General features: G+C 60.7%; 9 protein-coding genes. 5 read left to right on the top strand and 4 right to left on the bottom strand.

Features of this window, described 5'->3' with window-relative positions:
- Nucleotides 1–30 precede the first annotated feature (30 nt).
- Nucleotides 31–1683, bottom strand: a complete 1653-nt coding sequence (locus tag NLM25_RS02515; RefSeq protein WP_254135911.1) for an FAD-dependent oxidoreductase — start codon at nt 1681–1683, stop codon at nt 31–33.
- Nucleotides 1684–1785: 102 nt separating this feature from the next.
- On the opposite strand from NLM25_RS02515, the gene NLM25_RS02510 reads away from it, so the two are divergent.
- Both NLM25_RS02510 and NLM25_RS02505 read left to right on the top strand, forming a co-directional pair.
- Complete coding sequence (locus tag NLM25_RS02510; RefSeq protein ID WP_254135910.1) at nt 1786–2697, top strand: LysR family transcriptional regulator; 912 nt, start codon at nt 1786–1788, stop codon at nt 2695–2697.
- A gap of 149 nt (nt 2698–2846) precedes the next feature.
- On the top strand, nt 2847–4436 hold the full coding sequence (locus NLM25_RS02505) for a DUF6538 domain-containing protein (protein WP_254135909.1): 1590 nt from the start codon (nt 2847–2849) through the stop codon (nt 4434–4436).
- A gap of 262 nt (nt 4437–4698) precedes the next feature.
- On the opposite strand, the gene NLM25_RS02500 is transcribed toward NLM25_RS02505, so the two are convergent.
- Nucleotides 4699–5802 carry an ABC transporter substrate-binding protein gene (locus NLM25_RS02500; protein WP_254135908.1) on the bottom strand — a complete coding sequence of 368 codons (1104 nt, stop codon included), beginning with the start codon at nt 5800–5802 and terminating at the stop codon, nt 4699–4701.
- A gap of 822 nt (nt 5803–6624) precedes the next feature.
- On the opposite strand from NLM25_RS02500, the gene NLM25_RS02495 reads away from it, so the two are divergent.
- The 3 genes from NLM25_RS02495 (at nt 6625) to NLM25_RS02485 (ending at nt 8936) form a co-directional block, all read left to right on the top strand.
- Nucleotides 6625–7314 carry a hypothetical protein gene (locus tag NLM25_RS02495; protein ID WP_254135907.1) on the top strand — a complete coding sequence of 230 codons (690 nt, stop codon included), beginning with the start codon at nt 6625–6627 and terminating at the stop codon, nt 7312–7314.
- Between the two features lie 324 nt (nt 7315–7638).
- Nucleotides 7639–7932, top strand: coding sequence for a DUF6538 domain-containing protein (locus NLM25_RS02490; RefSeq protein ID WP_254135906.1), 294 nt, complete (start codon nt 7639–7641; stop codon nt 7930–7932).
- 323 nt (nt 7933–8255) lie between these two features.
- The gene (locus tag NLM25_RS02485) at nt 8256–8936 is read left to right on the top strand and encodes a hypothetical protein (protein ID WP_254135905.1); all 681 of its coding nucleotides are present in this window, start codon (nt 8256–8258) and stop codon (nt 8934–8936) included.
- Nucleotides 8937–9244: 308 nt separating this feature from the next.
- Here the strand turns inward: NLM25_RS02485 and NLM25_RS02480 are convergent, their stop codons facing one another.
- The gene (locus tag NLM25_RS02480; RefSeq protein ID WP_254135904.1) at nt 9245–10873 is read right to left on the bottom strand and encodes a WD40 repeat domain-containing protein; all 1629 of its coding nucleotides are present in this window, start codon (nt 10871–10873) and stop codon (nt 9245–9247) included.
- Nucleotides 10870–12984 (bottom strand): hypothetical protein, encoded by a 2115-nt coding sequence (locus NLM25_RS02475; RefSeq protein ID WP_254135903.1) that lies wholly within the window; start codon nt 12982–12984, stop codon nt 10870–10872. The genes NLM25_RS02480 and NLM25_RS02475 overlap by 4 nt, the downstream gene beginning before the upstream one ends.
- Nucleotides 12985–13381 lie beyond the last annotated feature (397 nt).

Here is a 13381-nt window from a genome sequence, read left to right as displayed (position 1 = left end):
GTGGGCGCGACCAGGCTGCCCGTTGTCCGGTTACGCCGTCGCGCCGGTGATGCGCGCCAGCAAGCCTTCTGGATTCTCGGGCGCGGCCTGCCCGCGCCAAGCGATGTGCTGGTCGGGCCGCGCCAGCAAGAGCTTCTCGGCATAGGCCCCGTTAGCTTCATCGGGCGCGATATCGATGAGCGCGAGCGGCACGCCGCGTTTCTTCGCGGCAGACTCTAACTCCGTCACATCGATCGCCGGATCGAACCTCAGCAATGTGTAACCGGTGCCGAACGCGTCGTAGAGCGATCGCCCATCGCGCAAGAACACATGCGGCGCGCGGGCGCCGGGCACGGTCGAAGGCGTGAAGCTCCCCATCGTGTAGGCCGGAGGGGTTTCGCCATCATAAGCGATGATCGGCGAGGCATCATAATAGTAGCCGAAGTTGAGGCCCGCGCAGCAATATTGCTGCACGTTGAGATCGTAGGCCGCTCTCGCCAGCGCTGCGCGCGCCGCGTGGCCGCGCGATGTGTCATCCTCGATCTCGGCGGAGACGCCACCGCGCTGCGCCATCATCTTCATCGCGTGGTCCATCGCGAAACGCGACACCTGCTCGGTGATGGGCTGTCGCTCCGCCTCATAGGCATCGAGGATCGAAGCGGACGCCCATCCATTCAGATGCGCCGCCAATTGCCAACAGAGATCGACGGCGTCCGCAATGCCCGCATTCATGCCATAGCCCGCATAGGGCATCCACAAATGCGCGGCATCGCCGCAGATGAAGACCCGGCGGTCGCGGAAGCGATCCGCCACCAGCCGGCGCCCGACCCAATCCTCCTTGCTGAGAACCTTGTACTCGAAGCGCTCGTCGACGCCGAGAATGGCGCGGATCGCCCAGTCGCGATCGACCGAGTCGAACTCGGGCTCATCGGGCTTGAGGTGATTGTGGATCAGCCAGCGGTCACGACCATCGATCGCAACTGTGGTGCCGGAGCGGCGCGGATTGAGCGAGAGCACCATCCAGGCCGGCTTGTGAGCCCCCATCAGTGCCCTGAGCTGCGGCGCTTCGATGAAGGTCGATTGCACGCGCTGGATCACCGGCGTGCCCGACAGGCTTGCGCCGATCGATTTCCGAACCAGGGAGCGGCTGCCGTCGCATCCGATCACAAAGGAAGCCTCGATGCGGGTAGAGTTTCCGCTGTCGAGGTCGCGGGCGAGTGCGACCACATGGTCATCGTGCTGCTCGATGCCAGTGATCTCCGTGCGCGCCAGAATGGTGATGCGTGGCTGGGCGGCCGCATGACTGAACAGGATCGGCTCGAGATAGACCTGGTTGATCCGGTGCGGCGGCTCGGGCGTCGGCCACCAGGTGTCGGGACCGCCGGTTGCGCTGTAGCGGCGTGCGCGGGAGGGAATGTCGATGCGGCAGAGCTCGATGCCGGTCGCCGTGGTCCGATAGGAGCAATCGTTCGAAAAGTCCGCCGGAAGCCCTGCATCGCGCAGCTTGGCGGCGACGCCCAGCCGGCGGAAAATTTCCATCGAGCGCGCCGAAACGTGATTGCATTTGACGCTGGGCGGATCGCCGGCATGCCGGATCTCCGCCACGATAACGTCGATCCCACGGGAGGCCAGATCCATGGCCGCGGTCAATCCCACGGGCCCGGCGCCCACGACCAGCACCTGTGTCCTAATGCTCGTTTCCATTCCCTCATCGCCGCGGATTCGCTGCCCGCGCAGCATGCATTTTATTGCAGGGCCGCTTATGCGATAAGCCGGAAAGAACTCATAAATTCATGAGCTTTCTCTATGAATCTTACCTTGCGACAATTGCAGGCCTTCGCCGGAGTGTACCGGGCGCGCAGCATCACGCGGGCCGCGCGCGAGCTGGGGATCACGCAATCGGCGGCGAGCTTGTTGATCCAGCAACTCGAAGCCCAGCTCGGCGTCAAACTGTTCGATCGCTCCACGCGATCGGTGCAACCGACGCTCGCCGCCGACGAGGCTTATCAATCGGCCGAGCGGATGCTGGGCGATGCGCAGGGCCTGTCACGGCGCATGCGTGACCTCGCGCAGGCGCGCGCCGGTCGTGTCGCGTTTCTGGCGTCAGCCGGCGCCGCATCGGCGCTGCTGCCTTTGGTGCTCGCGAAATTCCGCGCAAGCTATCCCTACATCGAGATCGACATGCGCGACGTCGCCGCCGACGATCTCGTTCCGCGCCTGAGCACGACCGATGCGGAGTTCGCAATCGGCAGCGTGGAAGGCGAGTTCGCGGAGATGACGATCGAGACGCTGACCCGCGGACGCCTGAGCGCGATCGGCCGCCGCACAGCCGACTTCGCCGCGCGGCGTTCCCTGACATGGGACGAGCTCGCGCAACTCCCGACGATCGCGATGCGCCGCGAGACCCGGATCCGCATGCAGATCGATCAGGCCCTGGGCGCGCAGGGCAAACACCTCTCCCCGACCTATGAAGTGACGCTGATCAACACCGCGCTGGCCATGACGGCGCAGGGCCTCGGCCTCGCCATCCTGCCGGCGACGATGCTCCCCGCCGACCAATTCCCGACGCTGATCGCAAAGCCCCTCATGCGCCCAGCCATCACACGACCGGTGTCGTTGCTCAAGCGCCAGGGTCGAACGCTATCGCCGGCGGCGCAGGCGTTCGTGGCGACGGCGCGGGTGGTTCTCGCGGCGCGAGCAGCACCGGCATCAGGCTGATTTTGCAGGGGTTTCTTGAAGTCGCTTTGTATGGCGGAGAGGGAGGGATTCCTAACCCAGCGGCGGGATTTTGTCAGTCCGTTCAAATTGTTCCGGTCTGATAAGGGCTTACGCAGCATCCGGGTGCTACACAGGGATGCTACACAGCCATGGTTGTTCGTATGCCTGCGCCGGTCCTGCGTGACAAGAAAAGCAAATCCTATTGGCTGCGCAAGCGGGTGCCGCAGCGCTACCGCGACATCGTCGGGCGCGGCGAGATCTGGCGCTCGCTGGAAACCGAGGACGAACGCATCGCCACCGTCCGCTGCGCTAGCCTCTCGCTGGAGCTCGAATCCGAGTGGGAGAAGCGGCTCGAGGCGCTGCGGGCGGGCCTGCCCGACCCCGTGACCCAGGACCTACCCTTCACCAAGCTCAGCCCCAAACAAGCGGTTGGGCTTGCCGGAGAGTACTACCGCGAATACGTCGCGAAGCACGGCAACGACCCTACTTCTGCAGCCTACGAGGCGGCGCAAGTCCACAAGAAGAAATCCAAGCCGCTCATCTGGCACCCCAATTGGCAGCTGTTCGCCTATTGGGAGGACATTTTGGAATTCCTCGAGCGGAAAAGACTGCGGCTCGATCCCAGCAGCCAAACCCTGTTCATGCGCGCCTTCTTCAAGGCGCGGGGGCACGCGACAGCCGACCTGGTCCGAGCCGCGAACGGTGACTTTTCAGTCTCCCCCCACGTTGCGAACTACCCGCCGCCCGAGCCCGAAAAACTCGACGCCCTGGCCTGGTTCGACAAGTACGCCGAAGCCGCCGGTCTGGCTGCGTCAACCCTTGAGCGGTGGCGACCGGTCATCAAGGAATTCACGGACTGGGCCAAGGATTCGAATCTCGCCAAGGTGACAAAAAAGCAGGTCATCGACTGGAAGAATGAGCTGCTGAAACAAGACGTCAGGATCGGGCGAGTGGTTAAGAAGCGCGCGCCGCGGACCGTCAAGGACGTCCATCTCGCCGCCCTGAAGGCCGTCTGCCAATATCTCGTCGACGAGGACAAGCTGACGGTCAACCCCGTGGCTGGCGTCGTGGTTCGAAATGTCGAGACCGAAAAGGACGACGACGAGAAAGGATTCAGCGACAAGGACGCGCGCACTATCCTGACCGCGACTCTGCAGAAGGGGTCGCATCTGCTTTCGGGTGAAATGGCGGCGGCGCGGCGCTGGATCCCCTGGATCTGCGCCTACACGGGCGCGCGGGTGAACGAGATTACGTCCCTCCTGCCGTCGGACATCGTGACGGTTCAAGGCGTCCTCTGCTTCAGTCTACCGAAGGAGCGCACCAAGGGGCGGAAGAAGCGGCTTGTCCCGATCCATTCCCATCTGGACGAGCAGGGGTTGCTTGCTTATGTCGCAGCGCGCAAGAAGCTTCGAAAGCCCCTGTTCTACGATCCGGCGAGATCACGCGGCGGCACGGGTGCGCACCCTCACTACCAGAAGGTCGGCGAACGACTGGCAGAGTGGGTCAGAGAATTGCCCGTCGATCACAACGTGTGGCCCAACCACGGCTGGCGGCACCGCTGGAAATCGCAGTCTCGGCACGTCGGAATGCATGCTCAAGTGGCGGATTTCATCCAGGGGCATGGCAGCGGTTCGGTCTCCGAGAAATACGGGTCCAGATGGCCGAAGACGCTCAGGCGAGCGGTCGAGATGATTCCGCGCTATCGGATTTCCGGCTGCGTCCGAAGCGCGGACTGCTAGAGGTGAGCTTTCAGATCGGCGCCCGCAGCTTGCCGATGGTCTCGCCTCCTGATCGATGCCCGAGGAATAACGCCAGCTGTCCGATCAGCGTCCCGCTCTCATCGCAAATGCCATTATCCGGGCACCCATGCCCTCGCTACGACCATCCCACCGGTGCTAACGAAGACGATCACTGGCTTGGTCTTCACGCCCGCAAAGGCCCATAAATGGAGCCGCGGGATCAGCGTTGCTGGGTGACTTCGCGTGCCATCGTCTCTCTAGATTAATTGGTCTTGACCATGGCTTCCATCAGTGGGCCGAAACGCATCCATTTCATCCCATCAAATCTGCTCAGCTGCATCTGCTGGATAGGAACGTGGTTTTTCCTGAGCGATGTGTTGAAGGTGATTCCAGGAAGGAGCAGGTCGAACTTGATATCGTTCATGTTTTTGGCCTGCTTGATCATGTTGGCGCGCGTCAGAACATCGCCGCATTGCTTGAGCAACGCCACAATTCCCTGCGCCATGGTGTAGCCGTAAGCGAGCAGGTAGTTGCCCTCGTCTTCGTTCGGCAAGGCTCTTTCGAGAAACTCCACGAAGGTTCTCATCCCCGGATCGTTGCTCCAGTCAGGGTCGTCGGGATCCTTGAGATAATTCGCCGAAATGATGCCTTTCGATGTCTCTGATGACAGGTTGAGAACCCTGCCAAAGGGAAGCGAGGCGTTGGCCAGAATATGCACCGCCGGCTTCCAGCCGATCTCCGGCATCATTCTGATCGCTTCAGCAGTAAACATCGGCGTGGTGAAGCTCACCAGGGCTGTTGCACCCATATGCTTTAGCATGTGGATGTGCGCACCTGCGCCCAAGCTTGCGGCTGCGTTCCCGGGGACCGAAATGCGCTCGGCGCGAGAAGCTCCAAGTCCCTGATCGAGACCCGCTACGCTGCTGTCCGCGAATTCGGAATAGAGAATTGCAACCTTATGGTCCGGATGGTTCTTGGCGAGGTAGGCGCCGTAGACGTGCGCTTCTCCCTGATACGAGGGTTGCCAATGGCCGATGAGCGGCACGTTCTTGCCGTCGAGATAAGAGAGCGTTTCTCTAATCCATAAAGTGCTGCTGGGTGGAACCATGAGCAGCACTTCATCGCTTTCGACAAGCTTGCGCGCCTGCTTGAGCGCTTCTTGCGGGTTGTAGGCGTCATCATGGCTGATGTATTGAATCTTTCGTCCATTGATGCCGCCTTGCTCATTAATCATTCCGAAATAGGCGGCCTGCGATCTGCCAATGATGCCGTACGACGATGCAGGCCCGCTGTAGGTTTGCGTGTTGCCGATCTTGATCGTGGCGTCGGTCGCGCCGGCGTCGTGGTTGGCCGCGGTAGAGGTCATGGTCTTCCTCCTTAGCCGTTCGCCTTCCAAACTGCTGTGCGAGCGGGCGGTGCTAGGCAGCGGCGCAAGCGCCCCCTCTGAAGTATCCACCCTCGCGCGTTACCGTCTCCAGCTCGTCTTAGGTTCGACAGACTGCGTCGTCCAAGGTGTCGCCCGCCACTTCGCCTCCTCAACCCATGCGAGATTTCTGATTTCACACTATTTTGAGTTAGAACCTCGGCATTGTCGAGAGTACCCGGCCCGCGACAATGTTTCGCAAGCCGTCGCGAGGTTGCGTGGGGCATGGAGAGACCGGACGTGCCTAATCATGGCTCGCTCGGCCGCTGAGGCAGCATCTCGCTCGCCCTTGGCGCAAGCGCTCCGCGAAGCGGTCAGCAAAGAAGGAACGAGTGATCCACACTGCCGTCGTGTGGAGCGTCGACCAAGGGCACCGGACGTCGCTACCCGCGCCTGGGCCGGCGCTGCCCCGCGCGCTAAAGTCGCACTGACATCCCATAGCCACCCTTGAGCTGTCAAAGGCGATGCCCTAATGTGGTAGGGGTCATCCTTTTCAAATCTATTTGTTTCTACCCCAGGTGCTTTTCCGAATGAGAAGGCCATGCAGGCGATTTCGCAATGCGATTTTTGGCAGCCTGCGCGATCTTTCGCCGCCCGACATTCTCGACACCATCCAGAATCTCCACGGCACGATGCCGACGCTGCCAGCCACGAGGCGATGGCGGTAAGCCCCACGCGACCTATCTGGTCGCTAAGGCATCGGATTCGGCGCTGCCCACGCCGATTCATTAGCGCGAGTCAACCATAAACACTGCGGGGTCATTGATGGCTACGTACAGCATTCTGTCGCTCGGCTCACGGCGCGACGTCAAGCAATTTCGGAAGGGCGCGGCCGAGAAACTCGGCCTATCAGAGGGCGCCGTTGTCACCGGCGCCAAACCATCGCTCGCTGCGATCAAGGCGCTGTTCGGCCGCAGCGACGATGTGTTATTTCTGGCCGGGCACTACGTCTCGTCGCTTTACAATGAGGACAGCACGATCGATCTGGCCTTCGCCAATGACAAATTGACGATTACCTATGACGGGCAGGTAACGCAGCTCGCGCGCGGCACCGGCCTTAAGCAGACCGGCCCAAAGCTGGTGATCTGGGGCGGTTGCAGCGTTTGCAGCAAAGATGCGACGATCGCCACGATGCGCGCGTTGTTCGGCCCCCACGTCATGATCGGCTGGATCGGCCAGACCGGCTGGGAAATCACCGACATCATGTTCGGCGGAAAGGGCCACGGCAACACCGGCACCGAACCATTGCCGACCTTCGCAACGCCGAATTTTTTCGATGCGCTGGGCGGCTCGATTACGGACGCGACGAAGCTCTGGAAAGCCTGGTTGCAGGTCGCGAATGGCATAGCATGGGGCAATGCGCCGAACGATGGCGGTCCCTACATCGATCGCTTCTGTGCGGTCGATACCGGCGGCACCAAGCATTTGCCGGCTGATAGCGGCTCAGGCGTGTGAGCGGCGCGCCAGCGGTTCCGGAGCGATCCGAATATTCGGCTTGCGGTTTGAGAGAGTGATGCGAGATCTCGAGGCAGTGCGGCGCGAACATGGGGCATCTGTTTTGTCGAGTTTTTCGACTCGGCTAGCGTGCGACGACTAATACGACCGCGGGCGTGAGCGTGCATCCGTCCGGGCTGCCTCCGGTACCGCACGACGTCGTCGTCCGCCCAGCCGCCGGTTTTCTGTCAACGCTTTTGGATCGCATCGCGAAGAGGGAGAGATTCCTAATCCGCCGACGGAAATAGCTCACTCCGTCCAAATTGTTGCGGTCTCGTCCTCCGAATGCCCACCGCCGTCCTGCGCGACAAGAAGAGCAAATCCTATTGGCTAACGAAGCGCGTCCCTGCGCGCTACCGTGAGATCGTCGGCCGGAACGAGGTCTGGCGCTCGCTGAAGACGGAAGACAAGCGAATCGCCACGATCCGTTGCGTCAACCTGTCCCTGGAGCTCGAAACCGAAATGGCAGAAGAAATTCGAGCACGCCGGGCCGGCCTGCCCGACCCCGTGACCGAGGACCTGCCACTGACAGCGCTCAGCCTATTACTACCGCGCATGTCTCGAAGAACATTCAAATGATCCGACCTCTAAGGCTTACGAGGCGGCAGGAACTCCATAAGAAAAAGTCGAAGCCGGTCTTCGGCCATGTCAATTGGCCAACTGTTCGCCTATTGGAACGAGATTCCGAGCTTCTTAGAGTGGAGGAAGCTGCGGCTTGATACGCAAAGTCAAACGCAGTTCGTCTGCGCCTTCTTCAAGGCGATAAGCCATGCGACGGCGGATCTGGTTCGGGAGGCGAACGGCGACTTCTCGCCTTCTGCCCACGCAGCAAACTACCCGCCCCCTGAACCCGAGAGGCCCAATGCCTGACCTGGTTCGACAGGTGCGCCGAAGCCACGAGGTTGGCCGCGTCGACCTTGGAGCGATGGCGGCCGGTCATCCAGGAGTTCAAGGATTGGGCGAAGGATTCGAATCTCGCCAAGGTGACAAAGAAGCAGGTCATCGACTGGAAGAACGCACTTCTCCAGCAGGTCAGGATTGGCCGGGACGTCAGGAGGCGCGCGCCGCGGACCGTCAAGGATGTCCATCCCGCGGCTCTGAAGGCTGCCTGCCAGATCGACGAGGACAAGTTGGCCGTCAATCCGGTCGCCGGCGTCGTGGTTCGAAACGTCGAGACCGAAAGGGACGATGACGAGAAGGGATTTAGCGACAAACACGCGCGCACCATCCTGGCCGCGACCCTCCAGAAGGGCTCGCGTCTGCTTTCCGGCGAAATGACCGCGGCGAGTCGCTGGATTCCTTGGATCCGCGCCTATACCGGCGCTCGCGTAAACGAAATCACTTCGCTCCTGCCTTCGGACATCGTGACGGTTCAAGGCGTCCTCTGTTTCAGCCTGCCCAAGGAGCGCGGCAAGGGCAAAAGGAAGCGCATCGTGCCGATCCATTCGCACCTAATCGAACAGGGTCTCCTTGCGTATGTGGAAGAGCGCAAGAAGCTTCGAAAACCGCTGTTCTACGACCGGCGCGATCACGCGGCGGGAAGGGAGCGAACCCTCACTACCAGAAAGTCGGTGAGCGATTAGCGGAATGGTCGGGAAGCTACCCGTCGATCACAACGTTTGGCTCAAACACGGCTGGCGGCACCGCTGGAAGTTGCAGTCTCGCGATGTTGGGATGCACGCCCAGGTCGCGGATTTCATCCAGGGGCACGGCAGCGGTTCGGTCTCCGAGAAGTACGGTTGCAAATGGCCCAAGACGTTGAAAAGGGCAGTGGGATGATCCCGCGATACCGGATTTCATGGATGCGCCACTGCATCAGTTTCGTAGTCTGGGCGGAGAAAAGGGCAGATGGAACCGAACGGCCCCCACTCGATTTGAACCGAAACAAGAATTACTTCTTCGATCCAGTGCAAACGACCTCGAAGCGAGTATAGCCGCATTTGTTGCCTGCAATACTATTAGCTACGGTTAGCGTTACTTCCTGAACGCCGCCGCATAGTTGTTTTGCGAATGCTTCTACCCCTCCTCGCGTGGAAGCTTCTTCGCAACTGATGCGCGGACCAAACTCTGGATATCGATCAAGCTCACCGTAGTAGAAGCTACGCTTGTTGACGGCCGTGCCTGCTAACGGTTCTTCCTCAGGAATTTGCGTGACGGTCGTATTTTCACATTCTGGTCCCGTTGGAAGGGCAGCAAATGGCAGCGCCGCAAGACGCCGATAGGCTGGCAGGTCGTAAATCCGGACTCTTCGGTTAAGGTCAGCAGCTGCCAAGTATCGCCCGTCTTCAGATACGACAAGGCGTCCAATAACGCGGCCGTGTCCTCTCAAGATTGTCGTTGTCGAAGGACGAAAACTCAGGCGAGCTGGCGTGATGCCGCCATCGCCGGTCTCATCCGAAGACATGAGCCTAAGCTCCCGGATCGAGCAATCCTGAGCAGCGGCCGCATAAAGCGTTTTGCCCGATCCCATCACGGAGGCCGTTGCCACAAAGTCGAGATCTAATCGGACCAATTCCATCTTCTCGTTATCGAGCTTAGAAACGTCGCTAGCATAGAAATAGCCGGAAACAGTTCTCACCAGGAGAAGAGTGCCGTCTCTCGACATCTCCAAGCTGTCGGGACCCAGAATGGGCAGAGCATCTTCGGGAAACGAAATATTTTTGGATTCAAGAAAGTTGTCGGAGTTCTCGAACCACAGCTTGATGGATCCATCGCTCGCTGCCGAGACGACGCGCGGCCCCCTCGCTTGATCCTTCCACGCTCTACTCGTTGCAAGTGCCAAAACAGGTGCTCGATGCGCGTCACGGCTTTCGGCACCGGTTCGCTCCTCGTAGATCACCGCAACGTGGCCATCGGCCCCGCCAACGGCTAGCTGGCGAGGGGATGGGAGGGCAAGCATGGCGGTGATGTTGGCGTTCCAACTGAAAATCGGAAAGAACTGCTGGGCCTGTTTGGTTTCCACAAATGGTGTGGACTCGCGGTCCTGCGGCACTTTCCAGATGCTGCGAGGATCCGGTGCGTTGGCCGAAATAGCGCGATAGTTGCCGCTCGTGTCACGAAGTCGGGCCGCACCGGTGAGATATAGCGAGCCGTTCGGATGGTTGATAATGAGCCCGCCGGGCACCACAGCTTCGATGCGTCTGTCTCGGAATGTTGAAAATGTCTCTGGCCCCACTTGCTTGATTGATGCATCGTATGGCTGTTTCTCGCTAGGAAAAATCGGCTGCTCTCTCTGCATCGTTCCGCCTGCAGAAAAGTAAGCTGCTCTCTGGCTTTGCTCCAAAAATTCGATTTGGTTCTCGCCAAACCAGTCAAGGCTAAGAAGAGATGCAGCATGAGTTACAGGTTCGCCTTCCCAATAGGGCGACACCTTTGTAATCCAGTCCTCGGATGAGATTGCCAGCAGAAATGCCAAGAAACCAACCCCCAGCATCCCTCGAGGATTCCAGAGGGCCATGCGGAATATACCGACAAGCCAGAGCCACGCGGAGGAAGCAAAGGAATTGATGCTTGTCCTCATCTTGGTGCCTCCTTGTCCGTAGCGGCGGCGTTAGTCGCTGTGGAGGAGCGCAGAACCTCGCCACTTTCTTGAGCGGCCTGAGAATGCGGTAACGCTGGCGCCGGAGGCGCCGGGCCGGCCCTTCGCAGCAGGGAAACGAGCAAGCAGACACCTACGCATGCCAGCAGGAATCCCAGAACCGGCAACCAAGCGCCCAAGCTCTGGGTATTCTTTGCCAAGTCTGGCGCAAGCCACGCAGCGCCAAGCCCAGCGACAGCCAAAAATCCGCCAAACTGTGCGTCTTGCCAGAATATGGCCGATCGCGCAGCGCTTTGCAGTAACGCTTCACGCTCCGGGAGTACCCTGGGTGCTTCCACGCGTACATTCCCGTCTAGCGCAGACGCCATCACGGCGTCCGGAGGTATTGTCAAGGCGCCGGTGAACGGCCACCAGATAGCCAATTGAGTTTGCGGTTTGCTCGAAGTGGCGCCAAATAACGAGCGAATTAGTTTGCTGGCGCGCTTGAGGTCGTCAGCTGAAATCTGGCTGAGAGCTTCGCGTCGCAACCACTCTGGCATTCGTCCGGTGCGGAACCAGGGCAACGCGGTCAGTCGCTCGAATATCCTGAGGTCCCCGGGCAAATCACGAAACAGTTCGGGGGCTTCAAGGTGGGGTCCAGCACGTAGGTGCGTCCCTATGTGCACTGTCAGGTCGAACCGTAGCTGCGGATAGACTGCACACGCGGCGTGCCAGAGAAATCCACGCGGACCCAGCCAGCGCCGCAGCGCAGCCATTGTCTCACTTATGATCTCGCGGGCAGGCTCAAGATCGGTCACGATCAGCGGGTTGTCGGGAAGCAAATGAGGGCCCGACGCCGGCGCTGCGTCAGAGCCAAATTCACTCGCCACCTCCTGCCACCAGGCATCGAGCTTGCGCAAGCCCGGTACTCCCCTCGCGCGCTCAAGGGCCAGCCGGTGCCTGGCGTGTCCGAACGCGGATTGGAAGCCCCGTGCCAGGTCGGTCGCCATGCTTTGCGTCGCACGGCCCAATGGGGCGTCCAAATCGCGGGACAAGGCAAATTCCACCTCCCCCCAATCGCCGACCGGAACTGGCGTCAGGACCATCCGCTCCGACCAGAACGAGAAGCTCCGGACGACCTCGTCGCGCACCCTGCCGGTGACGCGATCAACGAGATCTCTTCCATCGGTCACCAAGACCAAACGTGAGTTGGGATGAAGGTCACGTAGGGTCGGCAGGTCGAGCATTTCCTCGCGGCCGTAAAACCCGCTGAGCTGCTCCGTATTCCCTGAGCGGACCGCGCGCCGGGCCATCAGAGGATCGCGCTCGTAGTCATAAACGCTGATCGAGAGACCCTTCTTTGCCAGCACGTCCACGAGATGGCGCACTCGCATACGTTCATGATCATGAGTTTGCCAACGTTGGATGAGGATCAGGTAGTCGATGACGTGCTGAACCTTTCGCATGACTGGATTGGCGTAGCCTGCCTGCCGCACAACGGCCCTGACACTGCGCCGTTCATCCAGACGCTTGCCCACGATAGGACGATAGCGCATGAGCCTGCGCAGGCTTTCGCGGGTGATCAGAGGTTCCGGCAGTCGACACTCGAGCGGGCCACTGGTCTGCCGAATGCCTTCGACGGCCGGCGGTCCTCCGATTGCGCGCTCGTCGTCCCTGATCCATTGCTCTACCAGATCCTCGCAACGGCGGCGGAATAGGAGAGCCGCAAACAGGACGAACACTACCAATGGGAGACCGCCTGTCGCCAGCCACCATCGGGACCACGCATTCGGAACCGTCGTTGGACTGCTCGCGACTGGCAGCGGCGCGATACCGCTGTCCTGGTTGATGAGGTCCTCGAACATGACGCGTGGCAGTCCTGCGGAAATTGCTGCTACCTCCGCGGTAAGCCGCTTCAAGGTAACAATGCCCCGCGCATCTGGCGTGATTGGCTCGTCGGGCGGTACGGGCCAGCCGCGCAGCATGGCGACCAGCAATGAATCCGGGGTGCCAAGCGCCGGCGTTACGCCGGCGTGTGCTGCCGCGAGCTGACGAGGCGTAAGCCCGCCGGTCTTAATGTCCGGCGCCCTGAGCAGTCGACGCGTCACACCCATAGCGTCGCCATAGGCGTCCGAAGCCGGTACGTTCAATTTAGCATATGGGGGAAAGGGCAAACCGGGTATGTCGCGCCCTTGGATCGGGCGGGCCAACCATCCTGTTTTGTCGAGCTCGCTTATGTTCAAGCTTTCAGTAGGTCCCACGACGAGGATGAGCGAACACACCAACGTGAGTACCCGAGGCCGCGTAAGTTGAGCGCGGAGCCTGGCCCAAAGACTTCGCGATTCAGAATCACGTTTGGGAGGGAGGACGAATTCAAGCAACACCTCGCGCAGAAGACTTCGCGCCGGTCCGCTCTCAGCTAAAATGGGCGCAAGATAGTTGAGCCAGACCTCCAACGGAGCGCCCTCCCGCGCCGGCCCGTGCTCGCCTCGCAACGCAGCCACGAGGCGA

The sequence above is a fragment of the Bradyrhizobium sp. CCGB01 genome, assembly GCF_024199795.1.
In the GTDB taxonomy this organism is placed as follows: Bacteria; Pseudomonadota; Alphaproteobacteria; order Rhizobiales; family Xanthobacteraceae; genus Bradyrhizobium.
This window is presented reverse-complemented; position numbering and strand designations above follow the sequence as displayed.

Bases quoted from the DNA above. Each gene is read 5' to 3' on its own strand.
- NLM25_RS02515 (WP_254135911.1), bottom strand. From the start codon at position 1,683: ATGGAAACGAGCATTAGGACACAGGTGCTGGTCGTGGGCGCCGGGCCC.
- NLM25_RS02510 (WP_254135910.1), top strand. From the start codon at position 1,786: ATGAATCTTACCTTGCGACAATTGCAGGCCTTCGCCGGAGTGTACCGG.
- NLM25_RS02505 (WP_254135909.1), top strand. From the start codon at position 2,847: ATGGTTGTTCGTATGCCTGCGCCGGTCCTGCGTGACAAGAAAAGCAAA.
- NLM25_RS02500 (WP_254135908.1), bottom strand. From the start codon at position 5,802: ATGACCTCTACCGCGGCCAACCACGACGCCGGCGCGACCGACGCCACG.
- NLM25_RS02495 (WP_254135907.1), top strand. From the start codon at position 6,625: ATGGCTACGTACAGCATTCTGTCGCTCGGCTCACGGCGCGACGTCAAG.
- NLM25_RS02490 (WP_254135906.1), top strand. From the start codon at position 7,639: ATGCCCACCGCCGTCCTGCGCGACAAGAAGAGCAAATCCTATTGGCTA.
- NLM25_RS02480 (WP_254135904.1), bottom strand. From the start codon at position 10,873: ATGAGGACAAGCATCAATTCCTTTGCTTCCTCCGCGTGGCTCTGGCTT.
- NLM25_RS02475 (WP_254135903.1), bottom strand. From the start codon at position 12,984: ATGGGTGTGACGCGTCGACTGCTCAGGGCGCCGGACATTAAGACCGGC.